Source organism: Bacillus sp. OV322 (assembly GCF_900112495.1).
GTDB lineage: Bacteria > Bacillota > Bacilli > Bacillales > DSM-1321 > Peribacillus.
In genome coordinates this window covers 245698-271463 of record NZ_FOMA01000007.1, presented here as the reverse complement: position 1 = coordinate 271463, position 25766 = coordinate 245698, and the positions used below count along the sequence as shown (strand labels likewise).

The window sequence follows — 25766 nt, the reverse complement described above, 5'->3', positions numbered from 1 at the left end:
AAACAAGATAATTCTTCCTTATCCGACAAAATGCCTGACATTGTGAAAGGCGACAAGCTGGAGCGTACATGTGCCTGGAATATCTGAATTAAGAAAAATCCGCACAAAATAGAATGTCGGGTACGGGAAATGGGGCCTAGTGAAATTTGAGGAATATTTACTATCGACATAATTCGACAAATTTCCTATAATGGGATAGGAAGCAATCATATTGCGGTGATTGTTTTCTTTTTATTCATTGAGATGCAGCCGGCCTCCCTTCAAAAGCCGGCTGCATTTTTTTGTATTTTCTCTCCAATTTCTTCCGCTGAATAGGATGCACTTCAGTCATATCAGAGGGCTGCCTCTCATAGCTAATGTGAATCACCCCTGGAATTATCCTCTATTAATACTTCAGAACCAATAAATAGCTAATAATTCGTGAAGCAAGTTTCATGCTTAATTAGAGTGCAGTGCCGATTTTGTCCCCATGTGGAAGAAACTAAAAAAACAGAAAGATTGATAGTACAAAACAAGTATTGTGATTTGGTTAAATTTTCTGATAACATTTAGTTGAGAAGTCACTAAGTTTTTATTGGAGGAGACAATGATGGAAAAAACAATGGAAAAACGGCTTTTCCGTTCTGAAGTACCTGTGGAGCAGACCTGGAATCTTGAGGATTTATTTTCTTCCAGAGAAGACTGGAAAGCACAATTAGAGAATATTAATCAGGAAATTCCTGCGCTATGTGAATTTCAGGGGCAGCTAAGTAACAGGGATAAGCTTGTGCAATGCTTGGAGCTTCGGGAGCAGCTTCATATGAAATTGACCAGGGCAGGAACATATGCATCATTGAGAAGATCGGCAGATGGAACAGATTCTGTCAATCAGGCAGATTATGCACAATTTTCTGCGCTGATGACTAAGGTGAATGCTGCCCTTTCATTTATTGATTCTGAAATTCTTGAATTGCCAGAGTCAGACTTAAAAGAATACATAGCCTCAGAACCAAACCTTATGGTATTTGAGAAGAATTTATTAGAACTGCTGGAGACGAAAAAACATAAGCTTTCTCCAGAAACAGAAAAGGCTCTTGCTGCATTAGGAGATGTGCACAGCTCACCTTATAAAGTATATGAAATGGGCAAATTGGCCGATATGCAGTTTCAGCCAATACATGATGAAGAGGGAAATGAATATCCGGTTTCTTTTTCTTTATTTGAAGACCGTTATGAATTCTCACCAGATACGGCTCTTCGCAGGAAAGCATACGGATCATTCGTGAATACATTAAAACAATATAAAAATACCTTTGCCCAAGCATATTCGGCAGAGGTTTCGAAGCAGGTCGCACTTTCACGGCTGCGCAGCTATGAATCTGTCACGGAAATGCTGCTTGAGCCCCAGCAGGTAACAGCTGGCATGTATAATAATCAGCTCGATATCATCCAGAGTGAGCTTGCTCCTCATATGCGCCGCTACGCCCAGCTGAAAAAAAAGGTGATGGGGCTTGATAAGATGCTTTTCTGTGATTTGAAAGCGCCGCTTGATCCTGAATTTAATCCAGCGACAACGTATGAAGATGCGTGCACTGTCATTCTTGAAGCCCTTAAGGTAATGGGACCCGAGTATAGTGAAATCATGAAAAAAGGGCTGACAGAAAGGTGGGTTGACCGTACCGACAATGTCGGAAAAGGAACTGGGGCTTTCTGTTCAAGCCCGTATGGAGTTCATCCATATATTTTAATTACCTGGCAGGATACTATGCGCGGCGCATTTGTATTAGCACATGAGCTGGGACATGCCGGACATTTTTACCTGGCTAACAAAAATCAGCGGCTATTCAATACAAGGCCATCAACCTATTTCGTTGAAGCCCCGTCCACACTAAATGAGCTTCTTTTGGCGAAGCATCTCCTTGCTAATACGGAAGATAAGCAGATGAGGCGCTGGATCATCCTGCAGCTGCTTGGAACCTATTACCATAATTTTGTGACACATTTGCTCGAGGGGGAATATCAGCGAAGAGTATACATGCATGCTGAAAATGGCCATCCCCTAACTGCAAAAACTTTGTCTGAAATAAAAGGGAACGTTCTTGCCGGCTTTTGGGGAGATGCTGTAGAAATAGATGAAGATGCAAGCTTAACCTGGATGCGCCAGCCGCATTATTATATGGGTTTATATCCGTATACCTACTCTGCAGGATTGACCGCATCCACAGCAGCTGCCCAAATGATCCAGGAGGAGGGCCAGCCGGCTGTTGACAGGTGGCTGGAAGTCCTGCGCGCAGGCGGAACAAAAAAACCGCTGGAACTTCTGAAGCATGCTGGAGTAGATATGTCGAAGCCGGAGTGCATCAAACAGGCAGTATCCTATGTTGGCTCCCTTGTTGATGAATTAATTGCTTTATATGAATGATGTGTAGAATTTTGATTTTAATTTATTGACAATAAAGATTTTTCTAAAAACTATTGCATTAAGAATCGGATGATGGTATATTCACCACAGGAAAAAAATTGAATAATGTTTTGCTTTAAAACTCTTATCCAGAGTAGGCGGAGGGATTTGGCCCGATGATGCCCAGCAACCGACTGTAATACCGTTGTGAGACGGGGCGCTTGATAAAATGCGCCGGTATTTATACCAGAGGGCACGGTGCTAATTCCAGCAGAAAGTTCATTCTTTCTGAGAGATAAGAGGTTAGAAGATCTATTTTTGTATTCTTCAAGCCTCTTTCTTTTACAGGAAGGGGCTTTTATTTTTTAGCTCTGTTTTATCTTGCCTGTCAGACTTCCGTATTCAGGTGCGCAGTTTCCGGAAGCCGTTATGCGTTCGCCTCACAGAACTCATAAAAAACAAAAATCTTAAAAAAGCCTTTAAAAATGGAAAACAGGAGGGTATACGGCTGAAAGAGAAATTCCAGGAGTCAAAAAAACTCAAATATAACGAGGGAGAGAAATCAATGAAGAAAAATATATGGAAATCATCAATGGCCTTAATTTTTATTTTAATGCTGCTGGCAGGCTGCCAGCCGCATGTAGGAAAGCAAGCAGCTGCTGATACAAAAGCAAGTGATAAAAATCCGCTTACAAATAAGAAAGTGGCACTTATTATGCAGCAGAATCTTGGTACATTTTCTGCACAATATATCGATGGTGTGAAGGAACAGGCTGCAAAATTTGGAGGGAAGGTTACAGTATTCACCTCTGATGGAGACCTTGCAAAAATGTCCTCTAATGTTGATGCAGCGATTAACCAGGGCTTTGATGCCATTTTGATTGACCATGGCACAAAAGAAGCACTAACAGCCGGCGTGAAAAAGGCCATTGATAAAAAAATTCCCGTTATCGCATTCGATGCTGAAGTCAGTGTACCGGGTGTAACAGTTCTTGAGCAAGGGGATCAGCAGATGGCGGAGGCTACGCTTGAAAAACTGGCAAAGGATTCGGGAGGCAAAGCCAATATCGTGAAAATTTGGGTTGCGGGATTTGCACCGATGGAAAGAAGGCAAATTGCCTATAAAGACTTTTTAGCCAAAAATACAGGAATCAAAGAGGTTTCTGCTTTTGGGGCAGCAACTCAAAATACGGCTCTTGACACCCAATCGCAAATGGAAGCTATTTTAAAACAGTACCCTAAAAAAGGCCAAATCACAGCAGTATGGGCTTCTTGGGATGAATTTGCCAAAGGGGCGGTGCGGGCCATTAAACAGGCGGGCAGAACAGATATCAAAGTTTATGGAATCGACATGAGCGATGAGGATCTTCAAATGATCCAGGATAAAAACAGCCCTTGGGTGGCTTCAGCTGCAGTTGATCCAAAGGATATCGGAAGAATTCAGGTTCGTTATGCTTATCAAAAACTCAGCTCCGGATCCGCGCCTGATACAGTAAAGTTAAATCCGGTGTTCGTCACCAAGGAAGAATTGCCGGCAGAACAAATTACGACAGCAGAGCTCAATAAATATGTGAAAGGCTGGGGACACAGCGAGCAGGGATACACAGAAAAACTCAAAGACCTGGAAAATGGGAAGTAATGAAGTGTAAAGCCCAGTCCCAGGCTTATGGAAGGGGGAGAATAAATTGAGTGCTAAATTGCTGGAGATGAAAAGCATTTCGAAATCATTCGGCCAAGTGAAGGCCTTGAAAAAGGCAAAATTAGAGCTGAGAGCAGGAGAAGTGCATGCGCTGCTCGGAGCAAATGGTGCCGGTAAAAGCACACTGATTAAAATTCTTTCAGGGGTGTTCACTGAGGACAGCGGTGAAATTATATTGGACGGCAGAACCGTCAGCTTCCGCTCTCCCAAGGAAGCCAAAGACTGTGGAATTCATTGCGTGTACCAGGAGGTGGATACAGCCATTGTTCCGCAATTGTCAGTTGCTGAAAATATTTTGCTGGATTCATTTTCCACGGAAAGAAAATGGTTTGTATCAAGGAAAAAGATGCTCAAGCAGGCACATGACGCTTTGATTCAGCTTCATGCAGGGGGGATTTCACCTGATAAGCCGGCGTCTGCTCTCACCCTGGCAGAAAAACAAATGGTACTGATAGCACGTGCCCTTGTCAGGGAGGCAAAAATCATTATTTTTGATGAGCCAACAGCCCCTCTTTCGCTTGAAGAAACACGGCATTTATTTGAAATTATCCAGAAGCTGAAAAAGAGGGGGGTAGCAAGCATTTTTATCTCTCACAGGCTTCCGGAGGTTTTTGAAATTTGTGACCGCATTACGGTAATGAGAGACGGAGAAGCAGTAGGAACGTTCCTTGCCCCGGAAATCACCCAGCAGCAAGTGGTAGACAAGATGCTTGGCAGCCAGCTGAGCATGGAGCTATTAAGACCCGGGAGCAAAATAGGAGATGTGCTGCTTGAGGTCAGGCATTTGGACGATGATGAGATGCTTAGGGATATTTCTTTCTCTGTTTCTAAAGGAGAAGTTGTCGGTGTGGTGGGCCTTGTCGGAGCAGGGAAGACAGAACTGGCCAAAGCTCTGTTTGGACTGACTCCCTGGAAGAGCGGAGAGGTCCTTGTAAACGGGGAACATTTTAGATTTAAGCATCCCTCTCAGGCAATTAAGGCTGGCCTTGCCCTTGTTCCGGAAGAAAGGCGGAAAGAGGGGCTGTTTATCGGGGAATCTGTCCAGGCAAATATCACTTTCCCTCATCTGAGGAGATTCTCCAGCTATTCATTTTTAAAGAAACAGGCGGAACAAAAATATACAGAAGAAATGATTGAAGCACTTGGAATAAAAACGCATAGCAGCCAAACTCCCGTAATTAACTTAAGCGGCGGAAATCAGCAAAAGGTAGCTATCGGAAAGTGGATGTCCGGACAAGCAGAAATTTATCTGTTTGATGAGCCCGCCAAGGGAGTGGATATAGGAGCGAAGAAGGAGATTTTTCAGCTCATACACCGCCTGACCGGCAGCGGAAAGGGAGTTCTTTACTTTTCATGTGATATTACTGAAATTCTTGCGATATCCGATCGGCTTCTGGTTATGTATGATGGAGCCGTTGTGAAGGAACTGACAGCGGCTGAGGCGACACAGGAGGAAATCCTGCTGTATGCAAGCGGAGGAAAGGAAGATGGAAATGAACGGGAAGTTCATCGGGTTTTTATTTAAATATGGAGCCATCCTTTTAATGGTGCTGATCTTAATTTATTTTAGCTTGGTTAATGGCGCATTTCTTTCTTATGGAAATATATCGGACATTCTGAGGTCTATATCCATCGTTACACTGCTTGCTTTAGGAGTCACATTTACGCTGATTGTGGATGGCTTTGATTTATCTGTCGGTTCGACGATGAGCTTGTCTACAGTTTTGACATCATCGCTCATGGTATGGTTTCAGCTTCCCCTTTGGCTCGTTATCATCCTTCCAATCATTACAGGTGTGCTCGTAGGGTTATTTAATGCCTTGCTGATAGTGAAAATCAGGATTCCGGATCTTCTTGCAACACTTGGAGTCATGTATATTGTTTCAGGCTTTCACCGGACATATACAGAGGGGTACTCTATTTATAGCCATATGGAAATGACAACAGGAGGAAAAGCCCCAGGCGAATTTTACAAAAGCTTTCTGTGGGTAGGACAGGGGGAACTGGGAGGAGTGCCTGTTCCTGTTATTATCATGCTGGTGTTTGTGGCTGCTGTGTTCATTATTCTGGCCCATACCAGATGGGGCAGAATTTTGTATATGACAGGCGGTAATGCTGAAGCGGCACGCCTGTCTGGCATAAATGTCAATAAAGTGAAGCTGCTGTCTTACATTGTTTCTGGAATATTTGCTTCATTAGCAGGGATTCTTTTTGCCGCACGTGTTGGATCAGGGCAGATCGATGCAGGTTCATCCATGCTTATGGAAGCCGTTGCAGCTGTATTCGTCGGTTTTTCCGTTCTTGGTGCAGGCAAGCCGAATGCGCTCGGCACCTTTTTCGGAGCTGCTTTGATAGGTGTTTTGTTAAACGGTTTAACCATGCTGAATCTTCCATATTACGCATTTGAAATTGTGAAAGGCACAGTTCTTGTGCTTGCTCTGGCCGTAACCTATATCCATGTAGGAAAAAGGAGCAGAAGCCTTAGGAAAAAACGGCTTCAGCAGCCCGTGAAAAAGGCGGGCTGACTATACAGAAAGACCAGGATGAGGCGATGCCGCTTTCGGCATCGTCTTTTAATTTGGAGAAAATGACTTAAGCGATTGTATTCCCGGGTACTGCACTTACACCTGCAAATCACCTCTGATCAATAAGAACGTTCTTATCAAGGGTGATATGAAGCGCAAGTTAAAACAGAATAAAAAAAGCGAAAAGTTTACTAATATAAAATATTGACGAAACCGTGTTAAATTATGGTATATTGAAGGATGGCAGGAATTTTTCTGAAAATTATTAGTAAATGATTGTTTTTATAACATATGGGTGGTGCAAGCTGTGGAAACACGTACAGGCAGAAAGCAGCAAAAAAAGAAAAAGAAATCTGTTTTAAAGGGCATATTAACTTTTGTTTTCCTTATTTTCTTAGCAGCAGGAGGATATGCAGGTTTTCAATATTATGAGGGCTTAAAACAGGCCAGACCTGCAGCTCAGCTGGAAAAGCACTATGATGATTTTCAGGCTGCCGATAAAATTGAGGGTATACAAAATGTGCTTCTGCTGGGTATTGATGCCCGCAAAAAGGGTGAAGTATCACGTACGGACAGCATCATGGTCGGGCAATATGATACAGATACCGAACAGCTAAAACTTGTTTCGATTATGAGAGATAATTACGTTGACATTCCGGGACACGGCAAGAATAAAATCAATGCAGCTTTTTCATTTGGCGGACCTGAACTGCTTCGTAAAACAATTGAAGAAAACTTTGGCATTGATGTAAATTATTATGCATTGGTTGATTTTAAAGGCTTTGAAAAAATTGTAGATGCACTATCACCTGAAGGCATCCAGATTGATGTGGAGAAAGCTATGTCCAAGAACATCGGTGTTAACCTGAAACAGGGAGTCCAAAAACTTCATGGGAAAGAACTGCTTGGATATGCAAGATTCCGCCACGATGCAAGAGGGGACTTTGGGCGTGTAGAACGCCAGCAGAAGGTTATTGGAGCTCTTAAGGAAAAATTTCTGAGCGTAAGCGGAGTGGTCAAGCTTCCTAAAATGGTCGGAACCATCCAGCCTTACATTGATACAAATATGAAGACTTTGACAGCAATTGGTATTGCAAAGGATATTATTATCAATAAAAGTGATATTCAAACGATGGTCATTCCGGTTAAAGATGGCTTTAAAGAAAGCAGATATCCTAATGCTGGACAGGTTTTAGAGCCTGATTTAGCCAAAAATAAAGAAGCACTGCAGGAATTCCTTGTCAATGGAAATCAAGAAACAGAATACGGTCTATCCAGCTCAAATTGAGCAGGACAATAATGAAACAGTTACTTATAGAAAGAAAAAAGCAGTCTCATACCAATGAGCTGCTTTTTCTTATGCTGAAATTTATTTCTTCACTATGATTTTTGCTGGTTTGCTCATGTTTCCTGCTTTATCTCTGGCATAGAGGTATATAGTGCCTGTTGCTTTCTTGCTCACGGAAATGGTGAATTGCCCCTTTTTCCCAGCCCTGGCTGTGCCGGCAGCTTTTCCTTTATTGACTGCTTTCACAGTAGAAAAAGATTCGGCTCTTCCGGTGATTTTATTGCCATGGAAGCTTGCTTTTGGTGCAGAAGGAGCCGTTTTATCTTTTACAATGACTTTGACGGATTTGCTGTTCCTTTTCGCCAGGTCAGTAGTGTGTATATACAAAGCAGAATATGCCTTTTGCCTTGCTATCTTAATCTTGTAGGACCCTCTGCTGTCACTGACAGCCTCGCCAATAAGTCTTTTAGATGTATTGAGAGCCTTGACAGCCAGTCCAGGCTGCGCTTTTCCTGTGATATAGCTGCTTTTGTCGGTAACAGAAGAAACTGTTGGGGCAGAAGGAGCAGCTCCTTTTTGTACGTAAACTTTAAGTGTTGTTTTCGCAGCGTGATCCTTAGAAGAGATCGTGACAAAAAGCTGCTGATTTGCTTTTTGGACTGGTATATTTACCGTGAAGCTTCCGTTAGCAGATGCCGCTGATTTTCCAAGCAGTTTCATGCCATTTCTTACTTCAATCAGGGAATACTTGGCGGCCGTTCCTGTAAGGTGATTTTCATTATCTTTTATAATTTTGATTTTTGCATGCAGATCGAGATCACTGAGCGCACTAAATGCATTTAGCCTTCCGTAGCCTGAAACAAAATCCCAGCCGGCTGGATTAGGCTTAGCCGGAGGTTCTTCGCCGTCTTCTGAATAATCCATCGAGTCCTGGTTATCTTTTTCAATAAATGCAACATGATCTGATGTTTCATGCAGTATTTTTTCGATTTCACTTATTTTTAGAGACGGATTCTCCGCTAATAGCAAACCGACGGCTGCTGTTACATGCGGAGCGGCCATGGAGGTTCCGTCCATATAGGTAACATTTCCATCAGGAAGCAGACTAGGTATTCCGGAACCTGGTGCAACCAGGTCCAGCCGGTCTCCGTAATTTGAGTAATCCGATACAAGGTCGAGTCTATTGGTAGCACCCACCGAAATAACATATCTGGACGATGCAGGATAGGATAATTGCGGAAGCCCGTCATTTCCGCTGGCAACGATAACGGGGACATTCTTAGAGTAGGCATATTTAAGCGCATATTCAAGAACTCTGCTATATTTGCCGCCTAAACTTAGATTAATAGCTTTTGCTCCATGATCAACGGCGTAAATTATTCCATAAGCGACGCTTTCTGTGTCGCCCTGTCCAGAGGCATCCAGGACTTTGACTGGCATAATTTGCGCTTTAGGATTAATCCCGCTCATGGAAAAGCCATTATCCTGTGAAGCAGCGATAATTCCTGATACATGGGTGCCGTGTCCGTTGTCATCCATGGTGTTTGTACTTTGATCGATCATGTTTTTCCCTAGATCTGTCCTCACATGTTCTCTAAGATCAGCCAAAGAAGAATCTGTACCGGAATCCACAATGGCGATTACCGTGTTTTTAAGTGTGCGGTGGTGAATCAGATTTTGCAGATCATCATAGTGAATATCTGCATGGGCTTTTCCTTCATTTAATCCCTTGTTTTGAAGAGACCATTGATAAGGAAATTGCACATCTGCAGACAGGGCGCGGAACTTTTGGACGGGCTCGACGAATTCGACTTCCGGCAGCTTTTCGAGCTGTGATGCAGTCAGGGCTGAAGCTGAACTAGCCTGAAATCCATTTTGAGCAGCTGTGTCTTTTATATTTAGCTCATACATGTTGCCGAATAGCTTATCGCTGCTGGTAATGGAAGACACAGCAGATTGAGCAGCATACCCGCTTGCACGCTGGATATCGCCCAGCTTTTTCCCATCCTTTAGCTTAATGATGTATTTTCCGCTGATAGCCGTTTCAGGAAGGGATATATCCCCGTCTTTCATAACATCTGTAACACCTTCACCAGCAAGACCTGAAATATCCACCTTTTGTGCAGCTTCATCCATTTGTTTTTTCAATGATGACGGTGCTGCCTCATAAGTACTGTCATACAAATTCTGTATGGCTTTTTGTTCGTTTTTAGAAATAACGTGTGTGCTGTCAGCACCATTCTTATTAAGATCATCAATGATTGGCTTTAGTATAATCAGATTTTCATAAACTTCATTTCTTTTATCTTTGCTTACGATTAGCTTTGCCGCCAAAAATGGGGAAGCTTTGTAATAAAGAGAAGATAGCTTTCTGCCTTCCTCTGTCTTTGCAAGAGTACCGTCACGGAACAAACGAATGGCAGCAAGCAGGCTGCCCCCTGACTTTTTCTGTGAGCTGCTGAGTTCAACTGGGCATTCGGGTTGTGCAGCCTGCTCGGAAGGCGCCAAATTTTCAGGTTTGTATGAAATGGAAAATTCCGCTGTGCCGTTTTCTTCATTATTCGAAGAATCAGGAGCAGGCACTTCTGATTCTTCTGCTCCCAAATATTCCACTTTTACATAATAGGGATTAGCCCAGGCATATGGGAAGTGAATCTCTGCAGGAGCTTCCTTCCCAGCACCACTTCTATACATGTCAAATGTGCTGTCCTGTGCGGCTTTTTCGAGATTTGGATAAACCGAAACATTCAGCATCTTTTCGCTTTTTACTAAAATCTTTGCATGAGAGAACTTTTCACTGTCATCTTTTGACGGCGATATTTTGTACCATTTCACTGCCGGTTTTTCAAATAACCCCGATACATCAGCACCTTCTCCGAGAAGAATGGACTGATTTTCAATGGAAGCATTCGGCATTGTTTCAGCCAGACTACTTACAGGCAGAGTGAAGCCAAAAAACATAATGAATATAATTAAGATTGCTAAGATGCAGCTTGCCTTTTTGTACAGCAAAAGATTTCCTCCTAGTCACGCAGATGCTAAATAAACACCTGGAAAATTCCAATACTATACTAAGCTACCATATATAAGATTATATTCAATTGCTATCTGCCATTTTTATAATAAACAATACGAACTTCCTAGTATGTAAAAGTATCTTGTGTAAGGGGCGGATTCGTAATAAGATAAATATAATTCTTTCAATTGGAATTTATTTCAAAATTATTCAGAGGCTTCACTAGCGGAGCATGGAAATTGACCCGTAATTACTCTACATATGCTCAGGCTTAGTAGTGGAAAAGGCGAAGATTAGCCAAATGCAGAGGGAGGTGAACATTGTGATTTCTGGAGACGGTATTTTCGGTTTATTTACAATTATCCCCATTTTATTGTATCTGGCCATAGTGGTATTCAGTATTTACTTCATCATAAAAGTATTGGAGTTTATGAATGAGAAAACACGGCTGGATCGTGACAGAAATGATAAACTGGATCAATTAATCAAAGCGATCAGTAAGGAAAATAGTCTGTAATACTGGGCGATCCATATCATGTGAATCGCTTTTCTTATTGGAGGGGGAAATTTGACTACTGTTTATGCAAATTGGGGAGAATCCAGAGTTAAATTGACTTGGGAAGAAAACAGCTTGCTTCCTATGAATCATTTAATCACAAGTGTACACGGCTTTTGTTTCCATGAAGATGAATTATTATTGGTGGATTTAAACCATAGAGGATGGGATTTTCCAGGCGGACATATCGAACCTGGTGAAACTCCGGAGGATTGCTTTAAACGGGAAGCTATGGAAGAGGCATATGTAGAAGGAGAATGTAAACTGTTAGGGCATATAATCGTTAACCACAGTGAAAACCCTTTATGGACGGAAAACAGCCCATATCCTAAAATTGGTTATCAGGTGTTTTATAAAATGGCTATCACAAATATCCGGCTATTCGAAGGTGAATATGAATCCGCTCAGCGGATGTTTATAAGTCCTCACGATGTTTCTGCTTATTACGATGATTGGCACATGGTATACCAGGAAATATTGGATTGTGCTTTAAAATAACAGCCGGAAAAAACACAGCAGCAGTAGATACTGCTGCTGTTAAAATGTTATTTAGATGCTTTTAAATTTACATGTGATACGGTATGGTCCTTGCCGACTACAAAATGGATTTCATAGCCGCCGGTTTTGTATATATAATCTTTTTCCTTTGTTTTAGAGATGGTCAGAATTCGGTCGGCCCTGCCAAGCTTTTTAGCTAATGTCTTATTTGTGATCCCTCCAAGGTTCTGCTGTCTTTCCACGTTAGTGCCAAAATAGCGGATTTCAGCTATCTTGCCGTTTGCATGGTAAGAAAATGCATATCCTCCCTGGCCCATGGTCGCAGTGTATGTGTCAAAAAGATTTTTTTTGCTTGCTGGAATTTCAGGCTTCTCGATTTTTTTATAAACCTCTGCTCTAGTAGTGACATTGATTTTAAAATTGTGGACAAGAACAGGCATTTTCCCTGTATGTGCTGATTTATAAAGCTTCATCAATACATCTTCAGCCTTTTTCTGATCAGCGGAAGCAGCAGAAGGAGACTTCACTGTTTGTGCGTGTGCCATTTTATTAAATGCAGGGATGGCGGCTCCGCTTGTTCCCAGAACAGACCCAGTCAAGACGGCGGCAGCTAATAAATTTTTTTTAAGCATAACTATATCCCTCCTTGATCGTTATTATTTATTTTCCACAAGGTGAACCGCACTAAACACAGTGGCTCCTTTCATTTATATATATATTATTTTACAGGATATTACAATGTTATCATTTGAAATATAACGCAAACTCGAAATTTTTATTTCAAAAGGATATTAAAGGAGAAGGTACTGTTGATGCCGAATACAGACAGTGGTTCTGCAGATATGGCAAAATGGCAGAACGAAACAAAGAAAAAGGCGGGAAAGTATGTACTGCAAAGATCATGAATTAATCATTCGGCCTATTGCTGAAGAAGATATACCGGTATTATGGCAAATGATTTATAGTGAAGAATCTCCAGAATGGAAGAAATGGGATGCCCCTTATTTTGAACACAAAAAAGTTTCTTTTGAAGACTATGAAGCTAATAAGGGGAATATCATCAATAGTGACCGTATTTGGGCCATTGAAGTTAATGGGGGAATTGTAGGAACAGTCAGCTATTATTGGGAACACGAGCCTTCCAGATGGCTGGAAATGGGAATAGTCCTGTATAACCCATTATCCTGGGGCGGCGGTTATGGTACAAGGGTACTCCGCCTTTGGATCAATCATTTATTCACTGCCCTGCCGCTTGTTCGGGTCGGTTATACGACTTGGTCGGGTAATGAACGGATGGTTAAGGTGGGGGAGAAACTTGGCATGACTTTAGAAGCAAGGCTAAGAAAGTGCCGGTATTATAATGGAGAATATTATGATTCAATTAGGATGGGTCTTCTGCGTGAGGAATGGGAAGAAAACCCTCTATTTCGTTAACTAGGGTTATGTAAAACATGCCTTGAAGGATTCCTCAAGGCATGTTTTACATTAGGCTGTTGCTGCAGTGCATCGCTGATTTTCTGCATGGATCTTTCGTCCGTATCCTAAATCAGCAGGCACGCACATTGATTACCTTGCATTAAAATATTAGTGCATCAATAGAATATGCGCCTGCACCGGATATAGCGACAGCAATTGCTGTAACTAGGATGGAAAGATTATACTCATAGCCATTTTGTGTAGACCAATAACCGTTTGTTCCATGGACTTTAACGATGGCAATCACCATAGTGAGAGCAATCAAAATGCCTGCTAGAGGTGTAAGGAAACCCGCGGCAAAGAATAATCCTCCTGCAAATTCTGCAAGGCCTGCAAAAAGAGCCATTGTTACACCTGGTTTCATACCGATGGAGTCAAACCATCCACCTGTTCCTTTTAACCCATGACCGCCGAACCATCCAAATAATTTTTGTGCGCCATGTCCGATAAATGATAAACCAATCACTAAACGAATCAGCAATAATCCTAAACTTATCATGATATTTTCCTCCAATATTATTTTTAGTTAAATAATCTTTAATTCGAGATAAATGGATAAAAAAGATATCCTAACAAAAAAATAGAGCTAGGTAAAATATATCTCGAATTTAATTATCTCGAATATAGTGTAATTATATGCGGGGATCTTAAATGTGTCAATCCTTTTTTATTATCAGGTCAGAAAATAATATTTAGCCAATTGGAATTAAAGAAGAAACGGTGAAGCTAAGCTTCTGTGTGAACGCTTAAAAGAAAGTAAAAAGTTAATAAAGCCAGTCTCTAAAACTTTATTTAGCATAGGTATTAAATTTGAGATATTTCCGCAAAGGGAATTATAATAATAATTGAAATATTTTTTCAATAAGGAGGCTTTCCTGGATGCCTGTTAACGCGAAAATAAAGTATTTCTTAGATAAAATGAAAGAAATTCCGCAAATGCCATTGGATAAAGTATCTCCCGAAGATTACCGGAAAAGGGAGAACCGGGGGCTGGATTTTCAGCAGCCTAAAGAACAGGTCCATGATGTGGAAGATAAATTATTGTCCCTTGATGGGCGTGATCTTCCGATAAGGATATATACACCAGAAGGACTGGCGCCGTATCCTGCATTAGTATTTTTTCACGGAGGAGGATGGGTAATCGGCAGTTTGGAGAGCCATGATTCTATCTGCCGGACACTGGCTAACACATCAGGGTGCAAGGTTATTTCTGTCGGCTATCGATTAGCTCCAGAAAATAAATTTCCGGCTGCAGTAAATGATGCGTATGATTCGCTCGTAAGGATTGCTTCTGAACATAAAGAATATGAAATTGATCCTGCACGTATTGCTGTAGGCGGAGACAGTGCCGGCGGAAATTTGGCCGCTGTAGCTTGCATTATGTCAAAAGAACGCAGGGGACCAAGCATCATACATCAGCTGCTTATTTATCCTTCTACAGGATATGAAGAAGAGCCGCCTTCCATGCAGGAAAACGGAGAAGGCTATTTATTGACAGGAGAAATAATGCAGTGGTTCAGAAGCCATTATTTCAATCGCGATGAAGAAATCAATGATCCTTATGCTTCACCAATTTTATATCATGATTTGAGCGGATTGCCGCCTGCCTCCATATTCACTGCAGAGTATGATCCGCTTCGTGATGTCGGCAAAGCATATGCAGAAAAACTCAGGGCTAGCGGAGTCCCTGTATTTTATAAAAATTACAGTGGCCTGATTCATGGATATGCAAACTTTGCCCCGGTGGTGCCTGAAGCGAAAATGGCGCTGGAGGAGGCTGCATTAGAACTGCATCATGCTGTCACAAATATAAAGTGATTTGCGGCTTGTGCATCCAAAGATGCACAAGCTTTCTCTCGGAGCAAGAAACCTCGAATTAGCTTCCGCCAGTGCTGATCTGCGGGCTGCCGGTGATGCCGTGTATCCGCTCTGGGCAGGATTGTTTTCAATGGTCTGCATGAGCCTACCATTGGGCTACTTGCTAGTTTTTCAATTTCATCTAGGACTTCCAGAACTTTGGCTCGCCATAGCAGCAGACGAATGGACCCGGGCGGTGGTCATGTATTTCCGCTGGAGAAGCAGGAATTGGGAAAAATATGCCCTTGTTAAACATGAAGAAATGCCTGCTCATACGTAAACAAAACGCCAAGATCTCTGCACACCTCATTTGTTAGCTTTGGCCTAACAGGGTAGGTGCCGTTCAGGTCTCCTGGCGTTTTTTTGCGTCAGATTTTAAGATTCTTTATTGTTTCAATTTAATGGCTGTGCGCCATCCTGCATATATTGCAATTATCAGACCGCCGATTGTATCCGCAATCAAATCTGTCATTGTATCTGTATTTCCGCCGCCCTGCAGGGACATCCCGAAAAACTGATCAGAGCTAAATTCATATATTTCCCATACAACCCCGCCGAGTGCAGCAAAGGATACAGTATATAAAAAGACGAACCAGGCTGAGATGCTTTCTCCTGCTCCTCTGTGCAGAAGCCTCTCGTATAGAGCGATTCCTGCAAAAGAGAGAATTCCCCCGCTGATAAAGTGCAAGAAGGTGTCCCACCATCCCAGACCATACCATCCTGAAATAGATCCTAAAAATTGGGATCCGAATAAGAAAATCAGGTAGGAGATTGTAATGGGCAAATTGAACTTTAGTTTTGTGAACAATGATAAAAGGAGAGGAATGGCCCCGCAGACTACTCCTCCAATTGCAACTAGATATTTAAATGATTCTCCGCTTTGATAGTAATGAAAAAATAAAATGGCCATGAACAGAACATATAATAAACTTAGTGCCAATACGAGCTTTCGATTCATTCTTTTCACCCCGGTTTTTTGGTTTTTATGCTGAAATAAATAGCTGTCAGAAGGCCTCCTGCCATACCGCAAAGCAAATCATACATCGTATCCCGATTACCGCCTAATTGCATGGTATGGGTGAAAAAACGGTCTCCTGCAAATTCATAAATCTCCCAAATGACGCTTGCTGTCACTGCCAATGAAAAAATGAATATAAACGGAATCCATTTAGACACATATCTCTGACTCCGCACGGGAACAAGGAGTGTGTAAAGGGATATTGCAATAAACCCTATAAGCAGTCCTTTATAAAAATGAAGGGTGGAGTCCCACCACTTATATTTCATATAAAAGGATAAAATTGAGCCAAGGCAGGTAGTGCAGAAAAGAAAAATATAATAACTGATGTAAATGAGAATAGAAAAGGGGTTTTTTTTTACGAAAAACATGAAGAGCGGAAGGGCGCTGACTGCAATCCCTCCAAGAGCTACCTGCCACCTTGAAGAATCGTCCTTTATAAGATAAACGATAAACAAAATGAGCATAAATAAGCTGAAAACCAAACTTAAAATAAGGATCAATTTATTCTTCACTCTTTCACCCCATCATCCTGACTTCTTTTTCATTATCTCCAAATCTGCAAAAACCATGCTTTTGCAAACTTACTTCATGCTGTATGAACAAAATGGAGGAGAAAATTCATCATCAAGACGCTGGTTACATAAGGTTAATAAAAATAAAGCGCTTTCATGTTTGCATTCAGCACCAATATTGTTTAATTGCATGATATGCTGTACCAGGAAAAATGGGACCATTTTTCATTTTTTTAGTGTGATGTGGGGAATGATAGTTTTTGGAGGTGCAGAAATTGACGCTTATACGATTAGGATACGTAGCCATGAGCATGCATGTTAAAAATTGTTCCCCTTCACAGACCATGACTTTTTCACAGTTTTCAAAAATCAAAAATAAAGAGGCAGCTGTAAAAAAGCTTGAGAGGATCGCCAATTCTAATCTCCGCAATTGCCTGAGATTATTAAGGCATAACCAAGTACATGATATTTCTTTTTTTCGATTAAGCTCTAAGCTCATACCGCTTGTAAACCACCCGGAAATACCTGAGTGGAATTATATTAATCCTCTGATGGATGAGTTAAGAGAAATCCGGAGCTTTCTTGAAGAGCATCCTGAAACTAGAGTGGATTTTCATCCTGATCATTTTGTTTTATTGAATTCTGAGGATAAAAATGTGCTTATGTCAGCTGTAAAAACACTGAGGATGCACCGACTATTGCTAAAAGGTATGGGGATAGACCCTGAGCATCGCTGTGTCCTGCATGTGGGGGGCGGATATAACAATCATGAAAAGGCACTTGAACAGTTTATTCATAATTGGGGACTCATATCAGAGAGACTGCAGGAGATGGTCATACTTGAAAATGATGATACAACCTTCAGCCTTTCAGAAACCCTTTATCTTTGTGAAAAGCTGGGCATACCCATGGCATTTGATTATCATCATTTCCTGGCACATCACAATGTGAATGAAAGCTGGGAGGATCAATGGGAAAGGGTTATAGGCACGTGGAGCCATTCCAGACTGCCTCCAAAGATGCATATATCAAGTCCGCGTTCACCCAGTCAATTCCGTGCGCATGCAGAATATGTAGACAGCGGCATGTTCATGGATTTTCTGAGAAAAATAAAAGGGAGCGTCCCCCAGCTTGACTGTATGATTGAGGCAAAACAAAAGGACGGCGCACTTTTTCATTTAATGAAGGATCTGGGGAATTACGAAGAGGTTGAAATTGTGGATGGCGGAAGCTTTTTAATAAAATAAGAGAGGAAGGCCCGAAAAGCCATTCTTCTCTTTAAAGGAATTTAAAAGTGGCGGGCAATGACCGGTTCCATGCATAGCAGAACACACAGGACATACGAAATAAGAGTCGTTTTTTTTGATAGCTTACTGCGGCTGTATCCTGATGTCCATCCTGTAAATTGCAGTTTGTTTCTGTATAAAACGAATAAGAAAATCAAAACTGCAGCCCATATAAACCAAACATCATAGGGCTTTTCTGTCCCTAACGAAGAATAGAAAGAGTTCAGCAAGGCGTACAGGAGGCCTCCACCCAATAAAAATATAATGATAATCCTTAAAATCTCAAGCAGGACTTTCATGATATTCCTCCCCGTGTAAAAGAATACTATAACGTTAACATAATTTTACAGTTGATTAAAGCCTTATTCCAAACGGGGAGATTATAATCTTAAAGATTTATATGTTTATTTTTTCCTTTTGATATCTGAAATATGCCATAAAGTGCAAAGCCTATAGAAACAATTCCGAGCATCCAAGGGCCGTAGCTTTGCTGCAGAATTTTCTCAAGCGCTCCATCTAAATTGGTAGGATTATGCGGATTGCTTGTGATGGCCATCCTGATTACGAAGTAACCCAGGAAACCAAATACTGCTCCTCTTGAAACCATGCCGATTTGTCCGGATTTTCTCGTTGCCTGAATTTCCTCTTTACTCATTTCCTCAAGCTTGAATTGCTTCATAAAATTTCCCTTTATTCCTGAGAAAATCGAGTATATTCCGTAAATAATAATGCCTGCCCCAATCAAGCCGATCAGCCAGGGGCCATAATCCTGTGCCAGAATTCTCGCCGTCCAGGCCTTTTGTGCGCTGCTGGATTGACCAGCGTGAATGGCAAGCTTAATAGCTTTTGCTGCCAAGCCGATGTAGATGATACAGGAAATTACATTGCCAGCTTTGCTGAGGCTGCCTTTCATTGGGTCCTCTTTAATCGTTTGAAGTTCGAAAATTTGGATGAGAAGCCAAAGGATGTATCCGGCTAACCCAATGCCGATTAGCCAAAGAAGAACTTCTCCATATGGCTTCGCGGCAACAGCAGCCATTGCCCCATTCGTTCCTTTAGCTTTTGATCCAGCCCCGCATGCTGCCAGAAGAGATAATGCTCCGACTAAGATAAAATTAGTGCCCTTTGCCATAAAACCTGCTCTGGCGGCTTTTCTCGCCCAGGGTTTCATGTGATGAGCGGTTTTTTTAGCATGATATTTTGCATTAGCTTTTGAATGGATGCCTATCATAATCATTCTCCTCCCGCAGATTTGACTGCTACTTCTTTTCTTTCCCGCCTGGCTGATTTAAAAACGCATTGGACCCTTCCTATTAATGGAGAATCAAAAAATGACTCAATCACACATAAAAGTAATAATTTGGGTTTTAAGGAAAATTAAATAGGGTATTTGAGATTTGTCCGGTTCTTAAACTGGAATTCCAGCTGCGGTATACATATCTATGAATATTCAATGCTGCCCTGGCTGGAATTGAAAACTTAGTCTTAGGGAGGAAATCTTGTGTTAAAAAAGTGGAGTATTACTATGTTATTCATGGCATTGCTGCTATCGCTTGCAGCATGCAGCGGGAGCGGTGAAAAAGCAGAGGCAGACGGGAAAAGTGATGTAATAGAAGCGGATATTGAAGGTGCTTCTTACATATTGCCGGGAAAAGAAGATGGAGTTTCTGAAGGTGACAAAAAAAGCGGCATTCTAGAAGTGAATTTGAAAATAAAGAATGTTTCCAAATCATCCATTACGCTTTCTGCATTTGATGGCGGTGTTAAATTTTACGATGGAGATGAGCAATTAAAACCTAAGGATCATATAGTCAACTCTACTTTGGACTTGACACCTGATATTCCAAGCGGAGATATTGGCCCTGGGAAGGTTCAGAAAATGATTTTTTTCTTTGATGTAGAAAAGGACAAGGAATATAAAATCGGCCTGAAGCCCAGCTTTAATGATTCATCAAAGAAAACAAATGAAGTCCTGCTGAATCTTGATACAAAGAAATACGCCGACAGCTTTAATGCTCTCAAGGATCCTGAAAAAGCATTAATTGCTTATATCGATACCATTTATCTTGACAAAGATAATGCAGATTATGAAAAATATGTGACTGCAGATAAAGCAGCTCTGCAGGAAGAAGCACAAAAAGCTTTTAGGCATGAAGTCAAGGATGTTGTAGGTGATACTATTTCAGATATCGAAATAGATAAACATTATCCGACCTTCAAATCAATATTGTCTCAAAAGGCTAAACTGAAGGCAACAACAAGCGGCTTTGCAAACGGAAAAGCTATCGTAAAATTAGACTACTCATCCGTTTCCCTGGAAAATCTCTATGACAAAGTTTATAAATACAAGAGGGATTACCGTGACAAAACAGGAAACTATGACTTTGACAAAAGTGACCAGTATGCACTTTCTAAGCTGGATCTTGTGCTTAATTCACTCGAGATTGACTCAAACAAAAACCCTGTCGATGTCAAAATGGTACAAAAAGATGGAAAATGGACAGTCGATAGAACAGATGACTTTTCCGATTCATTGGTAAGGACATTTGCAAAAGGATATATTTATTAAGGAGCAGTGAACATGCCGGGGAAAAAGCGTGGAATTGCAGCTATAGCAGCTGCGGCGGTTATTATCATTATTGCAGTTGCAGTCGTTTTTATACAGCAATCCAGCAAGCCGGGAAAGATTGTTGAGCAGTTTGAGTCTGCAGTGGAGCAGAATAAGCCTGATCATCTTAAAGGCATTATTATAGCGGACAAAAACAGCGCTAAATTAGACAATAGATCCCTTAAGGCGATGACGGATTATCTGAAGAAGAACAATGATAGCTACGAAACTATCAAAGATAATCTGAACAAGCAAGCAGAGGATAAGGATTTTACAGATGCAAGCCAGCAAATCAGCCTTGTGAAGCAAGGGAAAACATGGGGCATTTTTGATGATTACAAATTGAAGGCTAAAACCGTCCGCATCAAGGTGACCGGACAGAATGAAGAAGATAAGATCAGCATGGCTGTAGATAAAGGAAGCATGACACTTGAAAAGAAGAAAGACAGCCTTTATGGTCCGGTTCTTCCTGGTAATTATCCGCTTGTAATAACCGTAAATAATAAGCTGGGCACATTTATAGAAAAGAAAAAGACGGATGCCTGGGGCACTTCAGAGGTTAGTGTTATTCTTGATGAAGATAAGCTGGTTCAGAACGATAAAAGAGTCCAAAAAGATATCCTGGGAGCATTGGACCAGTTTAATAGGGATTTGACCATTTATGAAACATCAAACTTTGATACTTCCAAACTGACTAATGTGACGAATACGATTAAAGAGGGTAGCGCCTATTTAAAGAATAATTTCGAACTGGTAAAGAATTATGTGGACGAAATACACTCTCAATATTTAGGGGCTGTTGTTAATTTAGATGATTTGGATATCTCATTTTTTGACAATAAGTGGAGCGCTAGTGCGAAAGCCTTGGTTTCCTATAATAGCGGCATGAAATACAATAATGCCAGGGTTCAGGATTTGTCTTATAAATCAATTCGCAGCTATTCTCTGCAATATGACGCTGAAAACAAAAAATGGCTTATTGATGACCTAGAGGACAAAGAACCCTTTGGTGCCGAAGAAACGGACTGGGAGCATAAGCAGGAGATGAAGATTGATGACCCCCCTGTTATGAAATGGAGCCGCAAAAGCAAGGATAGTAAATTGTAAAGGAACAGCCAGCCATTTCCGATGGCTGGCTTTTTCAATCAGACTTTTATGTGCAGTCCGCCTCCTATTGCCAATGTGTTTTATTATTTTGCGATCTCCTCGTTTTGTCTTGTTGATTGGAGCGGGTATCCTTGAACGGAAATCAGCCTGTCTTTTTTCATAGCACGTTATATTTTGAAGCAGTTACAAGTATAAGAAGGCTGGCGTATTCCGGGTTGCCTGTCTGGCAAAGCAATGCAATTGGCTAAAATGCAAACACTTTGGATACTAATAGAGCATGGTATGTGAGAGTGGTGAGCCTCATTTTGTTCTTTTCTAAAGACTTATTGTTAAAATAGAAGGAACCAAACTATATAATAAGGAGTTTTAAATTCATGGGGAAGAATAGTAAAAAGAAAAAGCAAAAAAACATTGTCAGGTACAGCCATGTAAAGGATCACGAAATTATAAAGATGGGTGGCTTTAATATTGCAATTGACACAAAAGAAGAAGCGGGAAAAACAGTCCCCATTCATGGAGAAGAAACCACCATTTGCATAGCGCAGATAGCCGGAACGAAAAAATGGTCACTATGGGAAGAAGCGGCTGGCCGCCAATTCCTGTCCACTGAGCGATATGAATCTAAAGAGGCGGCACAAAAAGCTGCTGAAACTATGGTTAATCAATCAAGGGAAATTTACGAGCATATCATTAAGTCCGTTGAAGGGTGATTAAGGGTCGCTTCTATAAGGTACAGAAGATTAGCCCTGCTTTTGCTTTGGCATCTAATTTTGCTGCCCATTCTCCTGAAGAGGGTTCCTGCGCTGTAGTAATATTATTACTCGAATAACTTATTGTTTTTCTTTTTACGTGTAAAAATCATTTGGTGTATTTCCATTACAGGAAAACATTGACGCTAAATTGTAAGGTAAATGAAATCTATAGAGCTGTTTATTTTGCTAAAATAATATGTTAGGAGTTTATCTTCTTAATTCATATAATTGGTGTTTATCTTACAGTTAAAGAAGGTAATGGATTGGTAAGTACAGTTCACTGCAGTATATGGCGGGGAGCTGCGAAAATATATTACATTAACATGGCGGGGGACAGAGATGATTTCAGAAAATTTATTAATAAATAAGAAATTTTATGAAACATTGATTGGGGAAAACGAAACAGCACATCCCATTCAGATTTTGGGAGAGGCGTATCTCGAACGGCAAAAAAGTGATGTGCCGGAGCTTGCTTCCATACGGTTTGCACAGGGGGAGGTTTATTTTCATTCTAAGGACTATGAAACGGCAGTTTTTAAATGGGAGAACATTGACTCTGAATTAAGTTCATGGGCAAACAAAAATATAGCTGATGCTTATTATGAGCTTGAAATGCTTTCCATGGCTGAAGAAAAGTATAAGTCCATTACAACAGACGATCTTGTGCTAAGGGCAGAAGTCGCTCTTCAGCTTTTTTCACTATACATAGAAGAAAAAAGATTCGACCTGGCTTCAAAAACAATTAAAGATGTTGTCTCGTTTTATCCGGATTATCCAAATGTCTCTGAAGTGGCGCGTGCCTTTTTTGAGGAGCAGCAGGATTGGAACAGCGGCATCGAGCTTGCGATGAGCGAAAGTATGCGTACAGGATATCTTCATTGGTTCGATGTGCTTCTAGGGTATATCGACAGCGGATATACGGAAGATCTGCCTCCTGATTATTTCATCCCTATGCTGAAATCGCTTTATGATGCAGACAGGAACCGATTTGAAAAAGTTGTGCTCTCACTATGGAGTATATACAGGAAACAGGATACGTACTTTGCATGGCTTGAATCTATTAACTCTCTTATATCTGAAGCTGAAATCAATCAATTTGATTCATGGACAGATTTATCACAAGTGTATCAAAGAACATACCTGGAGCTGATTGACGGAAGCTACTTGATTAAAGACATACAGTTTACAGTTCCTCAGGTATTAATGAATTGGCTGAAGCTTTCAGAAGACCAAAACGCCTTATTCGCAGCTGCTGCTGTTCTCTCATGGAGCGAGAATTTTCAAGGCAGCATCCAAGACAGCGTGGCCCATGACGCCGAAACGGTATTGATGAAGTCAAGAAAACACCCGGATTCGCTTCGCGAGAGTAAGGCTCTCTTTGAAAGCATCCTCCATTGGGCGAGCAGGCATGAACTGCAAATCGGGGAGAAAACCAAGTGGATGGCAGATCTCCTATCGAATATTCAAATCCAACAGATTCTTGTTGCAGGAACTGGAGAGTCAAATAAATCGCTGTTTGTTAATTTTTTGAGCGGCGAAGAAATTACAAAACCAGACACATCTGTTTTCACTTCAATAAGTGATAGCGACTTAGCACAAATCACCGAGATATCTCCAAGCGGCATTATTCCGCTGGATGAATTAGAAGCGATCTCTCTCAGCCGGCGGCAGCGGGATTCTGTATTTGAAGTGAAATTCCCTTCTGAATTTCTGCAGAGCCAATCTATTGGGCTGATTGATACACCCGTATTAAACGGGCAGGCAGGCATAAGGGAAGAATTGCTGGAAAGCACACATGCCGCAGATGGAATACTTTATGTTCTTGATGCAAGTGCTCCGTTTACGGAAAGAGAACGGACGATTTTGCTTGATATTAAGAAAGAGTCCCCTTATCAGCACATCCACTTTATCCTAAACAGGATGGAGAAGATTTATAACGAACAAGATGCAATTCGAGTACTGGAAGAAACCACAGCCCGAATTCGCGAGTATTTTCCTGCAGCTTCTGTTTTTGCGTGGTCCGCAAATTACCAGGGTCAAAAACAGCTGAATGATCTTGCAGAGTTCCTTGCCTATGGATTCCCTAAGGGAAATCTGGCAGAGGAGCGGACAGAACGGATTTTATACTTTACCAGAAAAACATTATCTGACCTGCTGGAAAGACGAAGAGACATGGAGAATGGCTATATAGATTCTATCCAATGGAATGAAGAAATGGCCGTAAAGCTTAATGGTGCCATTAATCAGCTTCATGATAATGAAAAAGAAAAAATGAGAATACTTAAATCATCCTACAGGGCAATTAAAGAAGAAGTGAAAAATGACCTGACAACTGAAATTCCGAAAATACTGCGCAAGTGTGCGAATCTTTTAAATGAAGATAGTGATTTCCGCCGTGTGCATATTGATTTGAATGATGCCATGAACTCTAAAATCCAGGAATTTATTAATCAGACGGTATCTCCTAAATTTTATCGCAGTCTGCAGGATTGGATTGCTGTTTCGCAGGAAGAGTTTTCTCAAAGCCAGTTTTATCTTGAGGAAATGTCAGATGGCTTTAACACCTTGTATGGAGATGACCGGATTCAGCTGGAGTGTGATTTCAAAGTTCTGGATGACTGGAGACGCGATGCAGACCGGATGACAAGCGGGGTCTATAGCGATGAAGTCAATATTTTAATGCGTCATACTCCTTCACAGCTTCTTCTTAAAGGAGCAGGCAAGCTGTTAGGGGCCATTGCCCAAAATAAGGCTGCGCTGTATACAAGGTATAAGAAATTCCTTGAAACGATGGATTATGATGATGTAGCAGAGAGCATTGCTAAAAAATACTTATCACAGTTTGATTTGTTTGAAAAATCGTTAGACCGTGATATTTCCCTTTTCTTCAGATATCCTTTGAATGTTCTAAACCAAGCGGTTACCGCCTCTCATAAAGAAATCAAGGAAAGCCAGGAAGCACTTGATAAAATGAGAGAAAACCCTGAAGTATATCTGGATCCCATTACATTATTTGAGGTTAAGCTGCGTCAATATGAATGGATGATGAATGCAGGCAAATAGAAAAAAACGTTTCCGCAAATTGCGGAAACGTTTTTTTGTTGATGACCGTATTGTCTCCGACTATTAATCAGCAAGCCTTCTCCAGTAGTCACTGGTACTCAGGAACGGGCTTGCTTCAAAAA

General features: G+C 41.2%; 22 protein-coding genes, 1 pseudogene and 1 riboswitch. Of the genes and pseudogenes, 16 read left to right on the top strand and 7 right to left on the bottom strand.

Features of this window, described 5'->3' with window-relative positions:
• Positions 1 to 589 precede the first annotated feature (589 nt).
• The 5 genes from pepF (at position 590) to BM126_RS18280 (ending at position 7892) form a co-directional block, all read left to right on the top strand.
• A complete protein-coding gene (pepF, locus tag BM126_RS18300) occupies positions 590 to 2401 on the top strand; it encodes an oligoendopeptidase F (protein ID WP_090990855.1) in 1812 nt (603 codons plus the stop codon).
• A 121-nt stretch (positions 2402 to 2522) separates the two neighbouring features.
• A riboswitch (SAM riboswitch) is annotated at positions 2523 to 2682 on the top strand.
• Positions 2683 to 2945: 263 nt separating this feature from the next.
• A complete protein-coding gene (locus BM126_RS18295; RefSeq protein ID WP_090990854.1) occupies positions 2946 to 4019 on the top strand; it encodes a sugar ABC transporter substrate-binding protein in 1074 nt (357 codons plus the stop codon).
• A 46-nt stretch (positions 4020 to 4065) separates the two neighbouring features.
• A complete protein-coding gene (locus tag BM126_RS18290) occupies positions 4066 to 5604 on the top strand; it encodes a sugar ABC transporter ATP-binding protein (protein ID WP_090990853.1) in 1539 nt (512 codons plus the stop codon).
• Complete coding sequence (locus BM126_RS18285) at positions 5573 to 6604, top strand: ABC transporter permease (protein ID WP_090990898.1); 1032 nt, start codon at positions 5573 to 5575, stop codon at positions 6602 to 6604. The genes BM126_RS18290 and BM126_RS18285 overlap by 32 nt, the downstream gene beginning before the upstream one ends.
• A 307-nt stretch (positions 6605 to 6911) precedes the next feature.
• Entirely contained in the window at positions 6912 to 7892 is a 981-nt protein-coding gene (locus BM126_RS18280) for an LCP family protein (RefSeq protein ID WP_090990852.1), read from the top strand.
• A gap of 81 nt (positions 7893 to 7973) precedes the next feature.
• On the opposite strand, the gene BM126_RS18275 is transcribed toward BM126_RS18280, so the two are convergent.
• Entirely contained in the window at positions 7974 to 10904 is a 2931-nt protein-coding gene (locus tag BM126_RS18275) for a S8 family peptidase (protein ID WP_090990851.1), read from the bottom strand.
• A gap of 326 nt (positions 10905 to 11230) precedes the next feature.
• Here BM126_RS18275 and BM126_RS18270 point away from each other — a divergent pair, with 326 nt between their 5' ends.
• Both BM126_RS18270 and BM126_RS18265 read left to right on the top strand, forming a co-directional pair.
• Entirely contained in the window at positions 11231 to 11425 is a 195-nt protein-coding gene (locus tag BM126_RS18270; RefSeq protein WP_090990850.1) for a hypothetical protein, read from the top strand.
• A 51-nt stretch (positions 11426 to 11476) separates the two neighbouring features.
• Positions 11477 to 11962: an NUDIX hydrolase gene (locus tag BM126_RS18265; protein WP_090990849.1), complete on the top strand. Its 486-nt coding sequence runs from the start codon at positions 11477 to 11479 to the stop codon at positions 11960 to 11962.
• A 47-nt stretch (positions 11963 to 12009) separates the two neighbouring features.
• Here BM126_RS18265 and BM126_RS18260 read toward each other — a convergent pair whose 3' ends face one another.
• Entirely contained in the window at positions 12010 to 12594 is a 585-nt protein-coding gene (locus BM126_RS18260) for a YjgB family protein (RefSeq protein WP_090990848.1), read from the bottom strand.
• Positions 12595 to 12847: 253 nt separating this feature from the next.
• Between BM126_RS18260 and BM126_RS18255 the strand changes: the two genes are divergently transcribed.
• Entirely contained in the window at positions 12848 to 13396 is a 549-nt protein-coding gene (locus BM126_RS18255; RefSeq protein ID WP_090990847.1) for a GNAT family N-acetyltransferase, read from the top strand.
• A 142-nt stretch (positions 13397 to 13538) separates the two neighbouring features.
• Here the strand turns inward: BM126_RS18255 and BM126_RS18250 are convergent, their stop codons facing one another.
• Complete coding sequence (locus tag BM126_RS18250) at positions 13539 to 13937, bottom strand: DoxX family protein (protein WP_090990846.1); 399 nt, start codon at positions 13935 to 13937, stop codon at positions 13539 to 13541.
• 380 nt (positions 13938 to 14317) lie between these two features.
• Between BM126_RS18250 and BM126_RS18245 the strand changes: the two genes are divergently transcribed.
• On the top strand, positions 14318 to 15256 hold the full coding sequence (locus tag BM126_RS18245) for an alpha/beta hydrolase (protein ID WP_090990845.1): 939 nt from the start codon (positions 14318 to 14320) through the stop codon (positions 15254 to 15256).
• A 79-nt stretch (positions 15257 to 15335) separates the two neighbouring features.
• A pseudogene (locus BM126_RS18240) lies at positions 15336 to 15575 on the top strand (MATE family efflux transporter); the annotation flags it as partial.
• 105 nt (positions 15576 to 15680) lie between these two features.
• On the opposite strand, the gene BM126_RS18235 reads toward BM126_RS18240, so the two are convergent.
• Together BM126_RS18235 and BM126_RS23025 are read right to left on the bottom strand one after the other, a co-directional pair.
• Entirely contained in the window at positions 15681 to 16253 is a 573-nt protein-coding gene (locus BM126_RS18235) for a DUF2238 domain-containing protein (protein WP_090990844.1), read from the bottom strand.
• A gap of 5 nt (positions 16254 to 16258) precedes the next feature.
• Positions 16259 to 16471: a DUF2238 domain-containing protein gene (locus BM126_RS23025; RefSeq protein ID WP_256213174.1), complete on the bottom strand. Its 213-nt coding sequence runs from the start codon at positions 16469 to 16471 to the stop codon at positions 16259 to 16261.
• A gap of 632 nt (positions 16472 to 17103) precedes the next feature.
• Here BM126_RS23025 and uvsE point away from each other — a divergent pair.
• Positions 17104 to 18075, top strand: coding sequence for a UV DNA damage repair endonuclease UvsE (gene uvsE / locus BM126_RS18225; RefSeq protein ID WP_090990842.1), 972 nt, complete (start codon positions 17104 to 17106; stop codon positions 18073 to 18075).
• Between the two features lie 41 nt (positions 18076 to 18116).
• Here the strand turns inward: uvsE and BM126_RS18220 are convergent, their stop codons facing one another.
• Positions 18117 to 18413: a hypothetical protein gene (locus BM126_RS18220; protein ID WP_090990841.1), complete on the bottom strand. Its 297-nt coding sequence runs from the start codon at positions 18411 to 18413 to the stop codon at positions 18117 to 18119.
• Between the two features lie 89 nt (positions 18414 to 18502).
• Complete coding sequence (locus BM126_RS18215; protein WP_177201490.1) at positions 18503 to 19345, bottom strand: DUF1206 domain-containing protein; 843 nt, start codon at positions 19343 to 19345, stop codon at positions 18503 to 18505.
• Here BM126_RS18215 and BM126_RS22555 point away from each other — a divergent pair.
• The 5 genes from BM126_RS22555 to BM126_RS18195 all read left to right on the top strand — a co-directional run bounded on the left by BM126_RS22555 (position 19331) and on the right by BM126_RS18195 (position 25644).
• Positions 19331 to 19495 (top strand): hypothetical protein, encoded by a 165-nt coding sequence (locus tag BM126_RS22555; RefSeq protein ID WP_177201489.1) that lies wholly within the window; start codon positions 19331 to 19333, stop codon positions 19493 to 19495. The genes BM126_RS18215 and BM126_RS22555 overlap by 15 nt on opposite strands.
• A 120-nt stretch (positions 19496 to 19615) precedes the next feature.
• A complete protein-coding gene (locus tag BM126_RS18210; RefSeq protein ID WP_141770102.1) occupies positions 19616 to 20683 on the top strand; it encodes a DUF5105 domain-containing protein in 1068 nt (355 codons plus the stop codon).
• 12 nt (positions 20684 to 20695) lie between these two features.
• Positions 20696 to 21829, top strand: coding sequence for a TcaA second domain-containing protein (locus BM126_RS18205; RefSeq protein ID WP_090990838.1), 1134 nt, complete (start codon positions 20696 to 20698; stop codon positions 21827 to 21829).
• A 374-nt stretch (positions 21830 to 22203) separates the two neighbouring features.
• Positions 22204 to 22539 carry a hypothetical protein gene (locus tag BM126_RS18200; RefSeq protein ID WP_090990837.1) on the top strand — a complete coding sequence of 112 codons (336 nt, stop codon included), beginning with the start codon at positions 22204 to 22206 and terminating at the stop codon, positions 22537 to 22539.
• A 381-nt stretch (positions 22540 to 22920) separates the two neighbouring features.
• The gene (locus BM126_RS18195) at positions 22921 to 25644 is read left to right on the top strand and encodes a P-loop NTPase family protein (RefSeq protein ID WP_090990836.1); all 2724 of its coding nucleotides are present in this window, start codon (positions 22921 to 22923) and stop codon (positions 25642 to 25644) included.
• Positions 25645 to 25766: the final 122 nt, after the last annotated feature.